The sequence below is a fragment of the Cupriavidus sp. KK10 genome (assembly GCF_018223725.1).
Classification (GTDB): Bacteria; Pseudomonadota; Gammaproteobacteria; order Burkholderiales; family Burkholderiaceae; genus Cupriavidus; species Cupriavidus necator.
This window is the reverse complement of record NZ_CP073677.1, coordinates 1,196,981-1,217,093: the sequence shown is the minus strand read 5'-3', so window position 1 is coordinate 1,217,093 and position 20,113 is coordinate 1,196,981. Positions and strand designations below refer to the sequence as shown.

The 20,113-nt window shown below is 67.9% G+C and carries 19 protein-coding genes and 1 pseudogene; 6 read left to right on the top strand and 14 right to left on the bottom strand.

What is annotated here, in order from left to right; genetic code table 11:
* The first annotated feature begins 25 nt into the window (after positions 1-25).
* Positions 26-1,231, top strand: coding sequence for an MFS transporter (locus tag KB879_RS05965; RefSeq protein WP_013956148.1), 1,206 nt, complete (start codon positions 26-28; stop codon positions 1,229-1,231).
* Positions 1,232-1,248: 17 nt separating this feature from the next.
* Here the strand turns inward: KB879_RS05965 and KB879_RS05960 are convergent, their stop codons facing one another.
* Positions 1,249-2,130: a ferritin-like domain-containing protein gene (locus tag KB879_RS05960; protein ID WP_013956147.1), complete on the bottom strand. Its 882-nt coding sequence runs from the start codon at positions 2,128-2,130 to the stop codon at positions 1,249-1,251.
* Between the two features lie 137 nt (positions 2,131-2,267).
* Here KB879_RS05960 and KB879_RS05955 point away from each other — a divergent pair, with 137 nt between their 5' ends.
* The 3 genes from KB879_RS05955 (at position 2,268) to KB879_RS05945 (ending at position 4,360) form a co-directional block, all read left to right on the top strand.
* The gene (locus tag KB879_RS05955) at positions 2,268-2,792 is read left to right on the top strand and encodes a gamma carbonic anhydrase family protein (RefSeq protein WP_010808992.1); all 525 of its coding nucleotides are present in this window, start codon (positions 2,268-2,270) and stop codon (positions 2,790-2,792) included.
* 39 nt (positions 2,793-2,831) lie between these two features.
* Complete coding sequence (locus KB879_RS05950) at positions 2,832-3,833, top strand: Hsp33 family molecular chaperone HslO (RefSeq protein WP_013956146.1); 1,002 nt, start codon at positions 2,832-2,834, stop codon at positions 3,831-3,833.
* Positions 3,834-3,937: 104 nt separating this feature from the next.
* A complete protein-coding gene (locus tag KB879_RS05945) occupies positions 3,938-4,360 on the top strand; it encodes a hypothetical protein (protein WP_211980886.1) in 423 nt (140 codons plus the stop codon).
* A gap of 24 nt (positions 4,361-4,384) precedes the next feature.
* On the opposite strand, the gene ftsB is transcribed toward KB879_RS05945, so the two are convergent.
* The 12 genes from ftsB to edd all read right to left on the bottom strand — a co-directional run bounded on the left by ftsB (position 4,385) and on the right by edd (position 17,364).
* A complete protein-coding gene (ftsB, locus tag KB879_RS05940) occupies positions 4,385-4,726 on the bottom strand; it encodes a cell division protein FtsB (RefSeq protein WP_013956144.1) in 342 nt (113 codons plus the stop codon).
* Positions 4,727-4,894: 168 nt separating this feature from the next.
* Positions 4,895-6,184, bottom strand: a complete 1,290-nt coding sequence (eno, locus tag KB879_RS05935) for a phosphopyruvate hydratase (RefSeq protein ID WP_013956143.1) — start codon at positions 6,182-6,184, stop codon at positions 4,895-4,897.
* A gap of 88 nt (positions 6,185-6,272) precedes the next feature.
* On the bottom strand, positions 6,273-6,566 hold the full coding sequence (locus tag KB879_RS05930; protein ID WP_013956142.1) for a DUF1330 domain-containing protein: 294 nt from the start codon (positions 6,564-6,566) through the stop codon (positions 6,273-6,275).
* An 82-nt stretch (positions 6,567-6,648) separates the two neighbouring features.
* Positions 6,649-7,518, bottom strand: a complete 870-nt coding sequence (gene kdsA / locus KB879_RS05925; protein WP_010808998.1) for a 3-deoxy-8-phosphooctulonate synthase — start codon at positions 7,516-7,518, stop codon at positions 6,649-6,651.
* A 28-nt stretch (positions 7,519-7,546) separates the two neighbouring features.
* The gene (locus KB879_RS05920; RefSeq protein ID WP_010808999.1) at positions 7,547-9,199 is read right to left on the bottom strand and encodes a CTP synthase; all 1,653 of its coding nucleotides are present in this window, start codon (positions 9,197-9,199) and stop codon (positions 7,547-7,549) included.
* Between the two features lie 141 nt (positions 9,200-9,340).
* Positions 9,341-10,147: an alpha/beta fold hydrolase gene (locus KB879_RS05915; RefSeq protein WP_211980885.1), complete on the bottom strand. Its 807-nt coding sequence runs from the start codon at positions 10,145-10,147 to the stop codon at positions 9,341-9,343.
* A gap of 22 nt (positions 10,148-10,169) precedes the next feature.
* A complete protein-coding gene (locus KB879_RS05910) occupies positions 10,170-10,991 on the bottom strand; it encodes a peptidase (protein WP_114134596.1) in 822 nt (273 codons plus the stop codon).
* A 115-nt stretch (positions 10,992-11,106) separates the two neighbouring features.
* Positions 11,107-11,946 carry a transglutaminase family protein gene (locus KB879_RS05905; RefSeq protein ID WP_211980884.1) on the bottom strand — a complete coding sequence of 280 codons (840 nt, stop codon included), beginning with the start codon at positions 11,944-11,946 and terminating at the stop codon, positions 11,107-11,109.
* Positions 11,947-11,990: 44 nt separating this feature from the next.
* A complete protein-coding gene (locus tag KB879_RS05900; protein ID WP_013956138.1) occupies positions 11,991-12,944 on the bottom strand; it encodes an alpha-E domain-containing protein in 954 nt (317 codons plus the stop codon).
* A 67-nt stretch (positions 12,945-13,011) separates the two neighbouring features.
* Positions 13,012-14,487, bottom strand: coding sequence for a circularly permuted type 2 ATP-grasp protein (locus tag KB879_RS05895; protein WP_153954427.1), 1,476 nt, complete (start codon positions 14,485-14,487; stop codon positions 13,012-13,014).
* Between the two features lie 325 nt (positions 14,488-14,812).
* A complete protein-coding gene (locus KB879_RS05890) occupies positions 14,813-15,319 on the bottom strand; it encodes a gluconokinase (protein ID WP_194946826.1) in 507 nt (168 codons plus the stop codon).
* Positions 15,320-15,468: 149 nt separating this feature from the next.
* Positions 15,469-17,364 carry a phosphogluconate dehydratase gene (edd, locus tag KB879_RS05885; RefSeq protein WP_153954429.1) on the bottom strand — a complete coding sequence of 632 codons (1,896 nt, stop codon included), beginning with the start codon at positions 17,362-17,364 and terminating at the stop codon, positions 15,469-15,471.
* Here edd and KB879_RS05880 point away from each other — a divergent pair.
* The gene (locus tag KB879_RS05880; protein ID WP_211980883.1) at positions 17,363-17,575 is read left to right on the top strand and encodes a hypothetical protein; all 213 of its coding nucleotides are present in this window, start codon (positions 17,363-17,365) and stop codon (positions 17,573-17,575) included. The genes edd and KB879_RS05880 overlap by 2 nt on opposite strands.
* A 43-nt stretch (positions 17,576-17,618) precedes the next feature.
* Positions 17,619-18,557, top strand: a complete 939-nt coding sequence (locus tag KB879_RS05875; RefSeq protein ID WP_013956134.1) for a MurR/RpiR family transcriptional regulator — start codon at positions 17,619-17,621, stop codon at positions 18,555-18,557.
* A 110-nt stretch (positions 18,558-18,667) separates the two neighbouring features.
* On the opposite strand, the pseudogene KB879_RS05870 reads toward KB879_RS05875, so the two are convergent.
* Positions 18,668-19,861: pseudogene (locus KB879_RS05870) on the bottom strand (ComEC/Rec2 family competence protein).
* Between the last annotated feature and the right edge of the window lie 252 nt (positions 19,862-20,113).

Genomic DNA, 20,113 nt, shown 5'->3' with positions numbered 1-20,113 from the left:
CATCACCCCTGATCAAGGCGCCAACATGACCACAGCCACCAACACGCTTGCGAACGATGCACAGCAGGGCACCCAGCCTGCGCGGCTACCGCTTCCGGCACTGCTTGCGCTTGCCGTCGCAGGCTTCATCACCGTCCTGACCGAGGCCTTGCCGGCAGGGCTGCTGCCGCAGATCGGCGCGGGCCTTGCCATCTCCGAGCCGCTTGCCGGCCAGCTCGTCACCATCTACGCCTTCGGTTCTCTGGTAGCCGCCATGCCGCTGACGGCAGCCACGCAAGGGCTGCGGCGACGGCCGCTGCTGCTGCTTGCCATCGCGGGCTTTGCCGTCGCCAACGCCGCGACGGCCTGGTCCGGCAACTATGTCCTGACGATGGCGGCGCGCTTTCTTGCGGGGGTCTCGGCCGGACTGCTGTGGGCGCTGCTGGCTGGCTATGCCGCGCGCATGGTTCCCGATCACCTCAAGGGCCGGGCCATTGCTGTCGCGATGGTTGGCATCCCCCTGGCCTTGTCGCTGGGCGTGCCATCCGGGACCTTCCTCGGTGCGCTCATGGGCTGGCGCGCGTGCTTCGGCATCATCAGCATGCTGACGCTGGGCCTGGTTGCCTGGGTGCTGGCCAGCGTGCCGGATTTTGCCGGCCAGCCCGCCGGCCAGCGGCTGCCGATCGCGCGCGTGTTCACAGTGCCGGGCGTGCGTCCCGTGCTGTTCGTGACGCTCGCCTTCGTGCTGGCGCACAACATCCTCTACACCTATATCGCGCCGTTCCTGCGAGCCGGCAACGCCGGGGCACGGCTTGATCTGGTCCTGTTCGTGTTCGGCGTGGCCTCGCTCGCCGGCATCTGGATCACCGGCGTACTGATCGACCAGTGGCTGCGGGCGCTGACGCTGGCCAGCACCCTGCTGTTCGAGCTTGCGGTGCTGGCGCTTGGGGCCGGGGGCGGGCACCCGGCCGTGGTCTATGCCGCGGCCGCGATCTGGGGCCTGGGCTTCGGCGGCGTTTCCACGCTGTTCCAGACGGCGCTGGCAAAGACCGCCGGAAAGTCCGCGGACGTGGCCCAGTCGATGCTGGTCACGGCCTGGAATATTGCCATCGCCGGCGGCGGCGTCATTGGCGGGCTGCTGCTCGATGGCTTCGGGATCGGCGCATTCCCGCCCGTGCTGGCTGCCCTGCTCGCCGCCACCTGGCTGGCGGTCTGGTCGGCGCGCAGGCATGGCTTTCCGCCGCGCGGCTGAGGTACAGGACGGCAGGCCTAACCGGCCGATGCCTCCAGCCAGGCCAGTTCCTCTTCATCGAAGCCCGCCGCGCGCCGCGCCTCGAGATTGAACGGCCCGCGCAGCTTCGGCGCGCGGTACTGCCCGGCCAGCTGCGCGTAGGTGGCAACGGGGTCCAGGCCGCGCTGCGCGCACAGCCAGCGGTACCAGTGGTTGCCGATGGCGACGTGGCCGACCTCGTCGCGCAGGATGATGTCGATGATGGCCGCGGCGGCGTGGTCGCCGGCGCCGGCCAGCCTGGCGCGCACCGGCGGCGAGGCATCGAGCCCGCGCGCCTCCAGCGTGCGCGGCACCAGCGCCATGCGCGCGAGCACGTCGTCGGCGGTCTTGTCGGTCATCTCCCACAGGCTGTTGTGGGCAGGGAAGTCGCCGTAGGCCGCGCCCAGCGTGCCAAGGTGGTCGGCCAGCAGCGTGAAGTGGTACGCCTCTTCATCGGCCACGCGCAGCCAGTCGCGGTAGTAGCCGGGCGGCATGCCGGCGAAGCGCCAGGCCGCGTCCAGCGCCAGGTTGATGGCATTGAACTCGATATGGCACAGCGCATGGATCATCGCCGCGCGCCCGGCCGGGGTATGCAGCGAGCGGCGCCGCTCGACGCCCTGCGGCGCCACCAGCGGCGGCCGCGCGGGGCGGCCGGGAATGGCCTGGCCGGCACCGGCCTGGATCGCCTCGCCGGCGGCAAGCGCCTCGTCCGGCAACGTCGTCACATGGCGGTAAAGTGCCCGCGCCGCCACGGACTTCTGCCGGGGATCCGTCATGCACAGCACCGCCAGCGCCTGGTGGCGCGGCGAAAGTGACGGTTCAGGCAAGGCGGCGGCGGGTGTTTTTTCTGGCATGAGCGTAAAATCCGGGTCTGCCGCCATTGTAGGGCCTGGCCGGTGCCCGACTGCCGGGCAAGCCGCGCAGTCGCCTTGGCGCCGCGCGCCCGCACCCCACCCTGGCCCTTTAAAGTCCGGCGGCAACCCCCACTTCAACAAAAGCCTTTCGTGCAGGAGACCTCATGGCGCTTTACCAGCTCGGCGATGTCAAGCCCAATATCGACAGCGATGCCTACGTGGCCCCCGAAGCCACCGTCATCGGCAACGTGACCCTCAAGTCCCGCGCCAGCGCCTGGCCCGGTGTCGTGATCCGGGGCGACAACGAACCGATCGTGGTGGGCGAGGACACCAACATCCAGGAAGGCTCGGTGCTGCATACCGACCCGGGCTGCCCGCTGACCCTGGGCGACAAGGTCTCGATCGGCCATCAGGCCATGCTGCATGGCTGCACTGTGGGCGAAGGCTCGCTGATTGGGATCCAGGCCGTGGTGCTGAACCGCGCCGTGATCGGCAAGGAATGCCTGGTCGGCGCCGGTGCCGTGGTGACCGAAGGCAAGGTCTTCCCGGACCGCTCGCTGATCCTGGGCGCGCCGGCCAAGGTGGTGCGCCAGCTGACCGACGCCGACGTCGCCAACCTGTACCGCAACGCCGAGACCTACGCCACCCGGCAGGCCATGTACAAGCAACAGCTCAAGCGGATCGGCTGACGACCGCGGCGGCACTTACCGAATCATCGACAGATTATTGTGACCGATACCACCACCCCCGACACCCTGCAGAAATTCCTGTTCGACGCGGCTCCCGTGCGCGGCGAGCTGGTGCGCATGGAAGCCACCTGGCAAGAAGTGCTGGGCCGCCACAGCTACCCCGCACCGGTGCGCCGGCTGCTGGGCGAAATGATGGCCGCCGCGGCGCTGCTGTCGGCCAACCTGAAGTTCAACGGGGCGCTGGTGATGCAGCTGCACGGCGACGGCCCGGTGCGCATGCTGGTGGTGGAATGCCTGTCCGACCTGTCGATGCGCGCCACCGCCAAGCTGGCCGAGGACGCGCACATCGCCGACGACGCCACGCTGGCGCAGATGGTCAACGCCCACGGCCACGGCCGCTTTGCCATCACGCTTGACCCGAAGGACAAGCTGCCGGGCCAGCAGGCGTACCAGGGCATAGTGCCGCTGGCCGACGCGCACGGCCCGCTGGCCTCGATCAGCGCCGTGCTGGAGCACTACATGCAGGCGTCCGAGCAGCTCGACACGCGCCTCTGGCTGGCGGCGGACGACCACGTCGCCGCCGGCATGCTGCTGCAAAAGCTGCCGGCCTACGGCGGCACCGCGGAAGTCGGCGAGACCGGCGCGCCGCTGGCCAGCCATGCCCGCGCGCAGGACCTGGACACCTGGGACCGCGCCGTGCAGCTGGGCGCCACGCTCAAGGCCGACGAACTGCTGGCCGAGACCCCCGACACCCTGCTGCGCCGCCTGTTCTGGGAAGACCTGCAGGCCGCCGGCCTGCGCGTGTTTGAGCCGCTGACGCCGCATTTCCATTGCTCTTGCTCGCGCCCCAAGGTGGCGGGCATGCTGCAGTCGCTGGGCCAGGAAGAGATCGAAGGCATCATCGCCGAGCGCGGCCAGGTCGAGATCCACTGCGACTTCTGCGGCCTGCGCTATGAGTTTGATCCGGTCGACTGCGCCCAGCTGTTCTCGGCCACCCATATCGCCACCGGCGCCGGTGCCGGCGCGCACCAGCACCACTGAGCGGCGGGCGCGGGGCGGCACGGCGGAAACAACCGCCCTGCCGCCCTGTCCAACGGCTGTACGATGGCAGCATCCAACTGCCGCAAGCGAGCCTGAGAACAGCCATGTCCGCCCGAGCCACCTCCTCCCTGCCTGAATCTCCCGCCATCGTGCCGGCCGTGCTGCGCGGCATTGCCGCCTGCGCCGCGACCGGCGCACTGCTGCTGGCCGCCGGCTGCGCAGAGCTGCCGCGCGACGTCAACGGCTCGCCGCCCACGGCGCGGCTCACGCCCAACGCCATCCCGCCAGCGCCGCTGACGGCCGACGACAAGGAGAAGCTCGACACGCTGAACCAGCAGATACTGCGCGAGCAGGCGGCCGCGATCGCGCTCGACCAGCAGGCCGCGGCCGCGCGCGCGGCTTATGGCTATCCGAACACCAGCTGGAACCTGTATTACGGGGGATGGGGTGGCGGCCACTGGGGCGGCGGCGTCAGCGTCGGCATGCCCGGCTGGGGCTGGGGCGGTTATCCGTACGGCTGGTGGTGACGACAGCGAGAAGCAAGGCGCCTCTTAGTGGCCACCTCTGCCGGCGACCGAATTCGGCGGCGGCGGCAACGGCGGCGTGGCGCTGACCTTGGGCGCCGGCGCGACAAACTGCACGAAGACCTCGCCTTCCTTCACCATGCCCAACTCATAGCGGGCACGTTCCTCGATCGCGCCGGTGCCGTCCTGCAGGTCGGCGACTTCGCCTTCCAGCTTGGCGTTGCGCAGCTTGAGCGTCTGGGTGCGGGTGCCCTGCTCGGTCAGCTGCCGGTTCAGGTCCCACACGCGCAGCCATCCGCCCTTGCCCAGCCAGAGTGGGTACTGGATGGCAAGCAGCAGCACGAACAACAGCAGCGAGATCAGGCGCATGAAAGATGGCGGACAGGAAATTCCGCACAATGATCTGCGAACTCAGCCTATAAGGCAATTGCCAGGCAGATTTCGATACAAAAACGGCGGCGGCCAGGGAATCCCGGCCGCCGCCATTCCATCCGCTTGCTGCCGCTCCCGCGCGAGCGGGAACGACGGGGCAAGGTGTCAGCGCAGATTGTAGAACGCGCCCTTGCCCGGGTAGCTGGCGATATCGCCCAGGTCTTCCTCGATGCGCAGCAGCTGGTTGTACTTGGCCATGCGGTCCGAGCGCGACAGCGAGCCGGTCTTGATCTGGCCGGCGTTGGTGCCCACGGCGATGTCGGCGATGGTGCTGTCTTCGGTCTCGCCCGAGCGGTGCGAGATCACGGCGGTGTAGCCGGCGCGCTTGGCCATCTCGATGGCGGCGAAGGTTTCGGTCAGGGTGCCGATCTGGTTGATCTTGATCAGGATCGAGTTGCCGATGCCCTTCTCGATGCCTTCCTTCAGGATTTTGGTGTTGGTGACGAACAGGTCGTCGCCCACCAGCTGCACGCGCGTGCCCAGCTTCTCGGTCAGCGTCTTCCAGCCGTCCCAGTCGCCTTCGGCCATGCCGTCCTCGATCGACACGATCGGGAACTTGTCGCACAGGTTGGCCAGGTAGTCGGCGAACTGCGTCGAGGTCAGCTTCAGGCCTTCGCCCTCCAGCTGGTACACGCCCTCGCCTTCGTGGTAGAACTCGCTGGCGGCGCAGTCCAGTGCCAGCAGCACGTCTTCACCGGCGCGGTAGCCGGCCTTCTCGATGGCCTGCACCACGGTGTTCAGGCATTCCTCGTTGGACGAGAAGTTGGGGGCGAAGCCGCCCTCGTCGCCGACCGCGGTGGACATGCCCTTGTCGGCCAGGATCTTCTTCAGCGCGTGGAAGATCTCCGCGCCGCAGCGCAGGGCTTCGCGGAAGCTGGTCTGCGACACCGGCATGATCATGAATTCCTGGATGTCCAGGCTGTTGTTGGCGTGCGCGCCGCCGTTGACGATGTTCATCATCGGCACCGGCAGTTGCATCGCGCCCGAACCGCCGAAGTAGCGGTACAGCGGCAGGCCGGCTTCTTCAGCGGCGGCCTTGGCCACGGCCATCGACACGGCCAGCATGGCGTTGGCGCCCAGGCGGCCCTTGTTCTCGGTGCCGTCGAGGTCGATCAGGGTGCGGTCCAGGAAGGCCTGCTCGGAGGCATCCAGGCCCATGATGGCTTCGGAGATTTCGGTGTTGATGTGCTCGACGGCCTTCAGCACGCCCTTGCCCAGGTAGCGCGACTTGTCGCCGTCACGCAGTTCGATGGCTTCGCGCGAGCCGGTCGACGCACCCGACGGCACCGCTGCGCGGCCCATCACGCCGGATTCCAGCAGCACGTCGCATTCGACGGTGGGGTTGCCGCGCGAGTCGAGAACCTCGCGACCGATGATATCTACGATTGCACTCATGAATTCCTCTCTGACTGTTGATTCTTGCTGCTGCTGATTACTTCAAGCTGTGCCCGTGTCAGGCGCATGTCAAACTGCCCGACAACCCTCAGGCAGCGCCTTCCACCACGATCATGTTCATCTTTGCCGCGTGCTCGCGCGCCTTGCGGGCGGCGCGATAGGCTTCGCCGTCGTGGAACGACTTGGCGGCTTCATAGCTGGGGAATTTCAGCACCACGACGCGGGTCGGCGCCCACTCGCCCTCCAGCGGCTCGGTCTTGCCGCCGCGCACCAGCACTTCGGCGCCATGGATCTGCATGGCCTTGCTCGAAAGCACTTTGTACTCTTCGTACTGCTGGGGGTCGGTCACGTCGACGTAGGCGATGATATAGCCCGCGGCCATGGAAAATCTCCCGATTTTTTGTATTGTCTTTCGATATGGTTTGTCACCACCGGCATTGCGGTGGTGACAAAACCGGGCCTGCTCAGGCGCAGGCCGGCCAGCCGAAGTTGTCTTCCAGAAAGCCGGCACGCTTGACCAACGTGTCCAGGTCCTTGAGCACGGCCAGCAGTTCCTTCATGCGCGACAGCGGCACCGCGTTGGGGCCATCGGACATGGCCTTGCTCGGGTCCGGGTGCGTTTCCATGAAGAGGCCCGCGACGCCGGTGGCGACGGCGGCGCGCGACAGCACCGGCACGAACTCGCGCTGGCCGCCCGAGCTGGTGCCCTGGCCGCCCGGCAGCTGCACCGAGTGGGTGGCGTCGAACACCACCGGAGCACCGGTCTCGCGCATGATCGCCAGCGAGCGCATGTCGGACACCAGGTTGTTGTAGCCGAACGAGACACCACGCTCGCAGGCCATGAAGACGTCATCGGGCAGACCGGCTTCGCGCGCGGCGTCGCGCGCCTTGTCGATCACGTTCTTCATGTCATGCGGCGCCAGGAACTGGCCCTTCTTGATGTTCACCGGCTTGCCGCTCTGAGCGCAGGCACGAATGAAATCAGTCTGGCGGCACAGGAAGGCCGGCGTTTGCAGCACGTCCACCACGGCGGCGACGGGCTTGATCTCGTCGATCTCGTGGATGTCGGTCAGCACCGGCACGCCGATCTCGCGCTTGACCGTCGCCAGGATCTCCAGGCCCTTTTCCATCCCCAGGCCGCGGAACGACTTGCCCGAAGACCGGTTGGCCTTGTCGAACGACGACTTGTAGATGAACGGGATGCCCAGTTCAGCGGTGATGGCCTTGAGCTCGCCGGCCGTATCCAGCGCCATCTGCTCCGACTCGATCACGCACGGACCTGCGATCAGGAAGAACGGCTTGTCGAGGCCGGCCTCGAATCCACAGAGTTTCATGACTGTCTCTCCTGCTTGCCGCCGGGGCTTACGCGCCCTTGCGCTGCTGGCTGGCCAGCGCGGCTTCGACGTAGGCCTTGAACAGCGGGTGGCCGTCGCGCGGCGTCGAGGTGAATTCCGGGTGGAACTGCACGCCGACGAACCAGGGGTGCATCGACTCGGGCAGCTCCATCATTTCCGGCAGGTTCTCGGTCGGCGTGCGCGCCGAGATCACCATGCCGGCCTTTTCCAGCGTCGGCACGTAGTGATTGTTGACCTCGTAGCGGTGACGGTGGCGTTCATTGACCTCGGCGCCGTAGATCGTCGCTGCCTTGGTGCCTTCCTTGACCGGCACGCGCTGGGCGCCCAGGCGCATGGTGCCGCCCAGGTCGGAATCGGCCGAGCGCTGCTCGACCTTGCCTTCGCGGTCCACCCACTCGGTGATCAGCGCGACCACCGGGTGCTCGGTTTCCAGGTTGAACTCGGTCGAGTTGGCATCGGTCATGCCGGCCAGGTGGCGGGCAAACTCGATCACGGCCAGCTGCATGCCCAGGCAGATGCCCAAGTACGGGATCTTGTTCTCGCGGGCGTACTGGATCGCGCGGATCTTGCCTTCCGTGCCGCGCTTGCCGAAGCCGCCCGGCACCAGGATGGCATCCAGCGGGGCCAGCACTTCGAGGTGGCCCGATTCCAGTTCCTCGGAATCGATGTACTCGATGTTGACGCGCGTGGCGGTGTGCATGCCGGCGTGGCGCAGGGCTTCGATCAGCGACTTGTACGACTCGGTCAGGTCGACGTACTTGCCGACCATGCCGATGGTGATCTCGTGCTCGGGATTTTCCTGGGCGTTGACCAGCTTCTGCCACATCGACAGGTCGGCGGGCTTCGGGTCCAGGCGCAGCTCCTCGCAGATCAGGCGGTCCAGGCCCTGCTCGTTGAGCATCTGCGGGATCTTGTAGATGCTGTCCGCATCCCACACCGAAATCACGGCGTCTTGCGGGATATTGGCGAACAGCGAAATCTTGGCGCGCTCGTCGTCCGGGATCGGGCGGTCGGCGCGGCACAGCAGCGCGGTCGGCGAGATGCCGATTTCACGCAGCTTCTGCACCGAGTGCTGGGTCGGCTTGGTCTTGAGCTCGCCGGCGCTGGCAATGAACGGCACCAGCGTCAGGTGCACGAAGGCGCAGTGGTTGCGGCCCATGCGCAGGCTCATCTGGCGCGCGGCTTCCAGGAACGGCAGCGATTCGATGTCACCCACGGTGCCGCCGATTTCCACCAGCGCCACGTCGGCCTTGCCGTCGTGCGACGCCGCGGCGCCCCTTTCGACGAAGGCCTGGATCTCGTTGGTGATATGCGGGATCACCTGCACGGTCTTGCCCAGGTATTCGCCGCGGCGCTCCTTGCGGATCACCGATTCGTAGATCTGGCCCGTGGTGAAGTTGTTCGACTTGCGCATCTTGGCCGAGACGAAACGCTCGTAGTGGCCGAGATCGAGGTCGGTTTCAGCACCGTCTTCCGTGACAAACACCTCGCCATGCTGGAAAGGGCTCATCGTGCCGGGATCGACGTTGATGTAGGGATCTAGCTTGAGGAGGGTGACTTTGAGGCCGCGCGACTCAAGAATGGCCGCGAGCGAGGCAGCAGCGATGCCCTTGCCGAGAGAAGAGACGACGCCACCGGTGACGAAGACGAATTTGGTCATAAACCGAGCTTGCCGGGGAAATCGGGATTATACATGAGAGCCCGATTCCCGCCGACCCGGAAATTGTGACAGCACCCCTCCTCGGCGGGGCTGCAACAGGGTTTTCCGGTGTGTTGCGGCGCATGCGCCGCAACACCCGCCTCAGCGCCCCTCGCGGCGCATCGCGCCGATCAGGTCGCGCACCAGCTGCGCTGTCTCCTGCGGCCGCTCCATCGGGTACAGATGGCCGCCTTCGATAAAGCGCAGGTTCGGACCGACCAGCTTGCGGGTGGCACCCAGCCCGCACTGGCGCACCTCGCGGGAACGGGTGCCGGCGACAAAGCCGACCGGCACCGGCGCGCCGCGCGCCACCTTGCGCCCCAGGCTGGTCGGCAGCGTGCGGTAGATCCAGTATTCGACCTCGCGGTCAAAGCGCAGCCGCCGCTCGTTGTCCTTGCCGGTCGGCTCGGTGCCGTGGATGGCGTAGTCGCGCAGCACTTCCTGGTCCCATACCGCGAAGTTGGGCTTGGCGCGGAAGTGTTCCCAGACCGCCTCGGCATCCGGCCAGTGGGTGCGCCGGTTTTTGGTCACCGCCGCCGGGCCGGGCTTTTCGTCCATGCCGAACATCTGGGCGGTCTTCAGCAGCGAAGCACGCCAGCCGGCAATGATCGGCGAATCCAGCATCACCACGCCGCGCACGCGCGCCGGGCGCCGCAGCGCCGCCATCAGCGACAGGAAGCCGCCCAGCGAATGGCCCACCAGCCACACCGGCTCGCGGTACTGGCGGTCGATCTCGCCGAGCAGCTCCTCCACTAGGTGCGGCCAGCCGCGCGTCACCGGGAATTCGGGCTTGTGCCCGTAGCGGTCCACGGCGCGGAATTCGAAGTCGCCGTCCAGTTCGCCGAACAGCTTGCGGTAGGTGGTCACCGGAAAGCCGTTGGCATGGGAAAAATGAATGATCTCGCGCATCGCTTGCTTCCTCGCCCGGCCCTCAGTCCTGGGTACGCGACGGATTGCGCTTGGCGCGCACCGGCTGGCCCCAGCGGTCGGCCTCGCCGGGACGCGCCAGCGAGAATTCGGCGGGCGCGGCCGGATCCCACTCCGGGTTGTGGATCTCGCCGAAGACCTGGCGCAGGCGCTGCCCCCAAGTATCGCGGATCATGCGGAAGTAGGCGTTGCGCTCGTCGATGTTGACGAAGCGCGTCACGCACAGCGTATCGGCCTCATAGACCAGCAGGTCCAGCGGCAGGCCGACCGAGATGTTCGACTTGAGCGTCGAATCCATCGAGATCAGCGCGCATTTGGCCCCCTCGGCCAGCGGCAGCGACGGGTGCACCACGCGGTCAACGATGGGCTTGCCGTACTTGGCCTCGCCGATCTGGAAATAGCAGTTCTCGGGCGTGGCCTCGACAAAATTGCCCGCCGCGTAGATGTTGAACAGGCGCACCCGCTCGCCGCGCACCTGGCCGCCGAAGATCAGGCTGACATTGAATTCGATGCCGGCATCGCGCAGCGCATGCGCATCGCGCTTGTGCACCTGGCGCACCGCCTCGCCGACGATGGAAGCGGCCTCGAACATGTCGCGCGCGGTCCACAGCGAGCGCTTCTCGTCATGGTTCTCGGCCAGGATCTGGCGCACCGACTGGCTGATCGCCAGGTTGCCGGCGGTCATCAGCACCATCACGCGGTCGCCGGGTTCTTCGAACACCGTCATCTTGCGCGACGTGGAGATGGCATCTACCCCCGCATTGGTGCGGGAATCGGACAGGAATACCAGGCCGGCATCCAGCCGCATGGCTACACAGTAAGTCATGGTCTTGTTTTGGTGTGCTTCGCGGCGGCCGGAAGTGGCCAGCCGATGGCCTGCATACCCCGGATTCTAGCGCCGGTGCCGCGGCACCGCGCCCTGTCTGGAATCAGGCACCTAATCAGGGAAAAAGCGGCGTTATGCCCACATCGACTTCAAGCGTCTCGCCGGAACCCCCTTCCAGGATGCCCCTTACCGGCGCAGCCGACGCGTAATCGCGCCCCACCGCGAGGCGTATATGACGCTCGTCGGTCAGGCAGCCGTGGGTGATATCGACGCTGCACCACACCTCGCGCGCCGGGTCCAGGCATACGTCGGCCCAGGCATGGCTGGCCATCTCGATCGCGGCCGGATCGTAAAAGTATCCGCTCACATAGCGTGCCGGGATACCCAGCGCCCGGCACGCCGCCACCATCACCTGCGCCTGGTCCTGGCACACGCCGCTGCCCAGGCTGAAGGCCTCGGCCGCCGAGGTGCCGACGTCAGTGGTGTTGGGCTTGTAGCGCACCCGCTCCGCAATCCCCTGGGCCAGCGCCAGCAGCGCCGGAATCTCGTGCCCGGCCGCCAGGAACGGTGCGGCAAACGCCTGCATCTCCGGCGGAGCCGAGGTCAGTGGCGTGCTGCCGAGGAAGTACAGCGGCGACACCCGCGCTTCGCCGGGGGGCGGTGCGTCGCAGAACGCATGGTGGCCGTCCCGGTCGAGGTCGCCATGCGGCTGCAGCACTTCCACCTCCCCGCTGGCTTCGATCGAAATGGTGCTGGTCGGTCCGGCCACCGTGAAGTTGTGCACGATGTTGCCGAAGCCGTCATGCGCCGCTGACGGATTGCCAGGCGCGACCAGTTGCCATCGGTGCACGGTCTGCAGCGGGCCCGAACGCGGCTCGAGCCGCACTTCGTGCACGCTGCGGCGCACCGGCTCGGCGTAGCGGTAAACAGTATGGTGGTGGATCTTGTATTTCACGGTATCAGGGCGCGGCGGCACATGGAGGCTGCCGGCGGCCCATCTCAGGCAGCCAGCAGCGGCACGAGGAAGTCCCGGCTGATGCCATTGCCGAGATCGCCGATGCGCTCCAGGAAGCTGGTCAGGTACGCGTGCAGGCCGACAGCGAAAATGTCGTCGATGCGCGCGTACTTCAGGTCGGCGTGGAGTTTACCAGCCTGGCGCTCGGTTTCCGCCGATTGCTGGTTGCGCACCGTGTGCAGGATGGCCACCACCTCGTCCATGCTCGACACCAGCGAGCGCGGCATGTCGGGCCGCAGGATCAGCAGCTCGGCCACGCGCTGCGGCGTAATGACCGCGCGATAGACCTTGCGGTAGACCTCGAAGCCCGATACCGAGCGCAGCACCGCGGCCCAGTGATAGAAATCGTTCTGGTCGCGGTTGGCATCGCTCTCGTCGCTGCCCGATGCCTGGAACTTGACGTCGAGGATCCGCGCGGTGTTGTCGGCGCGCTCCAGGAACGTGCCCAGCCGCATGAAGTGGAAGGCATCGTCCTTGAGCATGGTGCCGAACTGCACCCCGCGCGCCAGGTGCGAGCGGAACTTGACCCATTCGAAGAAGCGCGACGGGTCTTCCTTCAGCACGCCGTCGGCGATCAGGCGCTGCACCTCCAGCCAGGTGGTGTTGACGGTCTCCCAGACCTCGGTGGTCAGCGACCCGCGCACCGCGCGCGCGTTCTCGCGCGCCGCGCGCAGGCAGCTCATGATGGACGAGGCGTTGGTCATGTCGCGCACCATGAAGTCGATCACATCGTCGCGCGACAGCAGCCCGTACTTGTGGTCGAAGACGTCGGTCAGCTCGGAGATATCGAGCATGGCCCACCAGCCCTGCTCGGCCACCTCGGCCGATTGCGGCAGGAGCGAGGTCTGGTAGTTGACGTCGAGCATGCGCGCGGTGTTCTCCGCGCGCTCGGTGTAGCGGGCCATCCAGAACAGGTGGTCGGCGGTGCGGCTCAGCATGCGGGCTCTCCTGGCATGGCGGCGGTCGCCATGGCGGTCATTGCGGCGGTCATCACGTGGTTCGCGTTCATCGTTCCAGCACCCAGGTGTCCTTGGTGCCGCCCCCTTGCGAGGAATTCACCACCAGCGAGCCTTCGCGCAGCGCCACGCGGGTCAGGCCGCCGGGCACCATGCGCACCTCCTTGCCCGACAGCACGAACGGGCGCAGGTCGATATGGCGCGGCGCGATGCCCGACTCCACATAGGTCGGGCAGGTCGACAGCGCCAGCGTCGGCTGCGCGATGTACTGCTCCGGGCGCGCCCTCACCACTTCGCGGAAGGCATCGATCTCGGCCCGCGTCGCGGCCGGGCCGACCAGCATGCCGTAGCCGCCGGCGCCGTGGGTCTCCTTGACCACCAGTTCTTCCATATGGTCCAGCACGTACTGCAGGTCGTCCGGGCGTCGGCACATATAGGTCGGCACGTTGCTGAGGATCGCCTCTTCGCCCAGGTAGAAGCGGATCATGTCGGGCACGTACGGATAGATCGACTTGTCGTCGGCCACGCCCGTGCCAATGGCATTGCAGATGGTCACGTTGCCGGCGCGGTAGACCGACAGCAGGCCGGCCGCGCCCAGCGAGGAATCGTGGCGGAACACCAGCGGGTCGAGGAAGTCGTCGTCGACGCGGCGGTAGATCACGTCGATGCGCTGCGGGCCCTGCGTGGTGCGCATGAACAGGTGGTCGTCCTCGACGAAGAGATCGCTGCCTTCGACCAGCTCCACGCCCATCTGCTGCGCCAGGAAGGCATGCTCGAAGTACGCCGAGTTGTACATGCCCGGTGTCAGCACCACCACGGTAGGATCGGCAATGGCCTGCGGCGACACCCCGCGCAGCATGTCGAGCAACAGGTCAGGATAGTGGGCCACCGGCGCCACGCGGTTGCGCGCGAACAGATCCGGGAACAACCGCATCATCATCTTGCGGTTTTCCAGCATGTACGACACGCCCGAGGGCACGCGCAGGTTGTCTTCCAGCACGTAGAACTCGCCCTCGCCGGCGCGCACCACATCGATGCCGGCCACGTGCGCATAGATGTCGTGCGGCACGTTGACGCCGAGCATCTCGGGCCGGTACTGGGCGTTGTTGTAGATCTGGTCGGGTGGGATCACGCCGGCGCGGATGATGTCCTGGCCGTGGTAGATATCGTGGACAAAGCGGTTGAGCGCGGCCACGCGCTGGCGCAGGCCCTTTTCCAGCAGCGCCCATTCGCTGGCCGGGAAGATGCGCGGGATCACGTCGAACGGAATGGTGCGTTCAGTGCCGCTGTTGGCCTCATCCTTGTCGCCGTAGACGGCAAAGGTAATGCCCACGCGCCGGAAGATCAGGTCGGCCTCGGCGCGCTTGTTGCCCATCGTGCTTTCAGACTGCCGCGCCAGCCAGTCAGCGAAATGCCGGTAATGCGGGCGCACCGCGCCTTCAGGCAATGCCTGCCCCGCCTGGATGACTAATTGCGCCCCGTCCGTGCGCCAGTCCAGCATCTCGTCGAAATACCGCCCCGCCATGATGGCCGTTCCTCCATGTCGCGGGCTTCCGGTGCTACCGCTTCATTGCGACTTCGTGGTCGCTACCGGCTGCCCTGGTTTTGCCCTGGCTTTCCTGTCCCCAGCCCGCCGCGCCTGCCCGTTCGGGGCGCCCACGGCGATACTGTCGAGTCACTGGCCCTTTCAGCATACCCGTACCGGCGAATCCCGCAAGCTGGCGGGTGCCGGCCGGCACGGAAAGTGAACTAGCAAGATGTCTGCCAGCGCACGCAAAAACGGGCGCCAGCCAGGCTGGCGGCCGCTTGCGGGCTGCGCGGGAACGAGCCGACCGGAACGGCCGGCGCGGTCAGCGCGCCGCGCCGGCGCCCTGCGACACCGTGGCCTGCAGGATGGTGGCGACCAGCGCCTCGGGGGACTGGCGGATGTCGAGCACCAGCGCGTCGCTGGGCTCTTCCAGCGTATCGAACTGGCTTTGCAGCAGGTCGGGGTTGAAGAAGTGTTCCGTGCGCGCGGACAGGCGCGTGCCGATCAGCGATGCGTCGCCCTTCATGAAGACGAAGGTCACGCCGCCGTCGGGCGGAGTCAGCCGGTCGCGGTAGGCCTGGCGCAATGCCGAGCAGGTGAACACATGGGTGCGGCCTTCGGCCCGGGCCGCGTCGATGGCGGCACGCATGGCCGCCAGCCACGGCCAGCGGTCTTCGTCGGTCAGCGGGATGCCCGCGTGCATCTTGGCCTTGTTGGCGTCGCTGTGGAATGCATCGGCGTCATGGAAGCCGCAGCCCAGGCGCTGCGCCAGCAACTGGCCGACCGTGGTCTTGCCGCTGCCGGAAACGCCCATCAGGATATAGATCATGTCTGCTCCGTCGGTCTTGGTATCGGATGGTGTCGCCATCCTTGTCTGTCCTTGTCGGTCCAGCTGGGCGTCCTTGCGGCGGCGCAAGGACGCCCGGGGGCGCTGCCGCCCCGCAGGAAACTTCAGGGGAAAATCGGCCTCAGGCCTGGCTATTGTGCGACGGATTGCGCCGCTGCGGTACGTTGGCGCCGGCCTGCGCCGGCCTCGGCATCCGCCTCAGACAGGTCAAGTGCGCTGCCGCCCTCTTCCGCGATGCGCGCGTGGCGCCGGAACAGGCCGAACAGGCCGCGCCCCAGGCTGAATTGCGCGAAATCGTCGTCCGGCGCCGCGGCCAGTTCGCGCGCCGCGAATTCGCCTTCGTCGCCCAGCCACTGCAGCGTGCCGGCAACGGCATCGACACGGATGCGGTCGCCATCGCGCACGCGCGCCAGCGCGCCGCCGGCCAGCGCCTCGGGGCCGACGTGGATCACCGCCGGCACCTTCCCCGACGCGCCGGACATGCGGCCGTCGGTCACCAGCGCCACCTTGTGGCCGGCGTCCTGCAGCGCGCCCAGCACCGGAGTCAGGCGGTGCAGCTCGGGCATGCCGTTGGCGTTCGGCCCCTGGAAACGCACCACCGCGACCAGGTCGCCGGTCAGCTCGCCCGCATCGAAGGCCGCCTGCAGCGCCTCCTGCGCATCGAACACCCGCACCGGGGCTTCGACCACGCGGTGCTCCGGCGCCACCGCCGAGACCTTGATCACGCCGCGGCCCAGGTTGCCCTGCATCAGCCGCAACCCGCCCTCGGCCGAGAAAGGCTCCGCGACCGTCGCCAGCACCTGCGCGTCGCCGCTGTGCGCCGCGCCGTCGCGCCAGCGCAGCACGCCGTCGGTCATCACCGGCTCCTGCGCATAGCGGGCCAGCCCGGGGCCGGCCACGGTCTGCACGTCCTCGTGCAGCAGACCGGCCTGCAGCAGTTCGCGGATGACGAAGCCGGCGCCGCCCGCGGCATGGAAGTGGTTCACATCGGCCGAGCCATTCGGGTAGACGCGCGCCAGCAGCGGCGTGATGCGTGACAGCAGGTCGAAATCATTCCAGTCGATGACGATGCCCGCGGCGCGCGCCATCGCCACCAGGTGGATGGTGTGGTTGGTGGAGCCGCCGGTCGCCAGCAGGCCGACCATGGCGTTGGCAATGGCGCGTTCGTCAACGATGCGCGCCAGCGGCAGGTATTCGTCGCCGCGCGCGCGCAGGGCGATCGCGCGTTGCGCGGCCGCCGCGGTCAGCGCATCGCGCAGGCCGCTGTCCGGGTGCACGAAGGCCGCGCCCGGCAGGTGCAGGCCCATGATTTCCATCAGGAACTGGTTGCTGTTGGCGGTGCCGTAGAAGGTGCAGGTGCCGGCGCCGTGGTAGGCCTGGCATTCGGCCTCGAGCAGCGCATCGCGCCCGACCTGGCCGGTGGCGTATAGCTGGCGCACGCGCGCCTTCTCCTTGTTGGGCAGCCCGCTGGCCATCGGGCCCGCCGGCACGAACACCATCGGCAGGTGGCCGAACTGCAGCGCGCCCATCAGCAGTCCCGGCACGATCTTGTCGCACACGCCCAGCATCAGGGCCGCATCAAAGGTGTTGTGCGACAGCGCCACCGCGGTGCCCATGGCAATCGCATCGCGCGAGAACAGCGACAGCTCCATGCCCGGGTTGCCCTGCGTGATGCCGTCGCACATCGCCGGCACGCCGCCAGCCACCTGCGCCACCGCACCGACCGCGCGCGCGGCCTCGCGGATCACGGCGGGGTAGCGCTCGTACGGCTGGTGCGCCGACAGCATGTCGTTGTACGCGGTGACGATGCCCAGGTTGGGCGCATGGTCGACGCGCAGCTTCAGCTTGTCGTTGGCCGGCAGTGCGGCAAAGCCGTGCGCCAGGTTGGCGCAGGACATGCCGCGCAGCGGCCCCAGTTCAGCCTGCGCGCGCTCGCAGCGGGCAAGGTAGGCTGCACGGCTGGCGCGGCTGCGCGCAACGATGCGCTCGGTGACGGCAAGAAGCTCGGCATGGACGGCAGAAGGCATGGCGGAGACGTTCCTTGTGGGCTGGGTGGCAGCGCGGCAATGCCGCGCCATCGCATGTAGATTTTCTACAGATCGCTGCCATTATACCGAGCACAAGCGCGCCGTCGACCTGCTCATGCATCACAATTGCGCAGAAATTCCCGGAATCAGGGCAAACCCCGAGGGCGGACGACGCACCATTTCGGGCAAGATGCGGCGCCATCCGATGTAGAATCTCTACATATCCGAACCCCCGACACTGCCACCCCGCCGCCATGCGCGACCGAATCCTAGCCGTCTACGACACGCTCCGCCCTTCTGAACGCCGCCTGGCCGACTATGTCGCCCGGCATGGCGCCGCCGTGATCCGGCTGTCGATGCCCGAACTGGCTGAGCGCGCCGGCGTGTCGCAGCCCACCATCGCGCGCTTCTGCGCGGCGCTGGGCTACGACGGCTTCCGCGAATTCAAGCTGCAGTTCGCGCAGAACGTCGGTGGCGGCACGCCCTTCGTGCACCAGGACGTAGCGGCCGACGACCGCCCCGCGGACATCGCCGGCAAGGTCTTCGACCGCACCATTGCCACGCTGATGAGCGTGCGCAATGCGCTCTCCGCCGACCAGATCGAGCATGGCATCCAGCTGCTCGCCGGCGCGCGGCGCATCGAGTTCTACGGCTGCGGCAACTCCGGCATCGTCGCGCTGGATATCCAGCACAAGTTCTTCCGCCTGGGCATGCCGACCGTTGCGTATTCCGACCCGCATGTGTTCAGCATGTCGGCCGCGCTGCTCGCCCGTGGCGACGTGGCCGTGCTGGTCTCCAACAGCGGCCGCACCTGGGACATGCTGACCGCCGCCACGCTGGCGCGCAGCAGCGGCGCCAGCGTGCTGGCGATCACGCACAGCGGCTCGCCGCTGGCTCGGCTGGCCGACGTGTGTGTGTTTTCCGACGTCGAGGAAGACAGCGAGGTCTACACGCCGATGACCTCGCGCATCAGCCACCTGGTGCTGGGCGACGTCCTGGCCGCCGGCGTGGCGCTGGCGCGCGCGGACACCGTCGCCCCCCGCCTGCAGCGCGCCAAGGCGCATCTGCGCGAACGGCGCATCGCCGGTGCGGAGCCGGCCCGGCCAGTACCGCCGGCACGAAGCCGCGCCAGGCCCGCTGCGGCCGAGCCAGCCACGCCCGCCACCCGCACGCGCCGCCGCAAGGCCAGCTGACTCGCTAACGCGGCGCCGGCGGTCGCGCCCGCCAGTAGCGCGGCTGCGCCTGCCGGAACATTGACAACGCAAAGCCCCCGGGCGCGGTGTCCATGGTCACCGCGCCGGTTTCATCGGTCCGGTAGCGCAGGACACCCGCGCGGCCGCAGCGCTCCCACACTTCGCCAGTCGGGTGGCGAACGCAGCTGCGCGCATTGCTGGCAATGGCGGCCTGCTGCGCCTGCTCCGCGAGCGGATGCAGCACGGTAAAGCGCAAGCGTGCGTTGATCGACAGGTTGCCGGCCGAGGCGCTGCGTGCCGACGTGCTGGTGGTGGCCCACCATGGCAGCGGCACCTCGTCCGGCGCAGCCTGGCTGGAGGCGGTGCGCCCGTCGGCGGCGGTGTTCCAGCTGGGTTATGCCAACCGCTAGCCCGCCGTGCAGGCGCACGCGCGCGGTGGCGACCGGCGCGACCAGCAGCCCGACCCCGAGCGCGGCCAGCACCAGCGCCAACGGCCCCGCGCTGGCCGCTTCCCACATCGCCCATGGCAGCGCGGAAAGCCAGCCCAGCACCGCGGCCAGCGCCACCATGGCCAGGTGGGCCACCGCCAGCACCGGCCCGGCCAGTGCCATCGGCAAGGCCGCGCCGAGCAATGCCAGCGGCGTCACCACCAGGCTGACGAGCGGAATCGCCACCGCATTGACCAACGGCGACACCACCGATACCTGGCCGAACAGCACCAACGTCAGCGGCACCAGCCCGATGGTCACGGCCCACTGCGTGCGCGCCCCGGCGGCGAGCGTGGAACGCATGCGTTGCCAACGCCCTTGCGTCGAAGCATCCCGCCCGGGCCGGGCCGCGAAGAAGATCACCACCACCGCGCCGAAGGACAGCCAGAAGCCGGGCAACATCACCGCCCACGGATCCAGCAGCAATGCCACCAGCGCCGCCCAGGCCAGCGCCACCGAGGCGGGCGGCGCACGCGCACCCCACACCGCAATGGCCGCCACGCAGAGCATGGCCACGGTGCGCAGCGCCGGGATCTGCATGCCGGCCAGCAATCCGTAAGCCAGCGCACTGGCCACGGCCGCCACCAGCGCGGCCTGCCGGGCCGGCAGCCACAGCGGCAACGGCCGGCGCAGCCAGCGGCCGAGTCAGAACGAATGCCGCCACAGCAGCCCGGCAAGCGACGCCGCCATGCCGGCGATCATGGTGATATGCAGCCCGGAGATCGCAACCAGGTGGCTGACGCCGGTGCGCTGGAACAGTTGCCAGTCGTCCGCGTCGATGCCACGCTGGTCGCCAATGACCAGTGCGATCAGCACCGGACCGAAGCGCGCATCGGCCGGCAGTGCCGCGCGCAGGTGATCGCGCACGGCGGCGCGCCAGGCTTCTATTTGCCACGCCAGCCGCTCTCCTGACACATCCTGGAGCGGGCCCTGCGCACTGCGCACATAGCCGGTGGCGCCATAGCCTTGCGCCAGCAGCCAATAGGCGTATTGACATCCCCCCGTCCTCAGCCTTCGGCTGCCGCCTTACGGCGGAAAGGACGAGGATTCCTACGGCGCTACGTGATG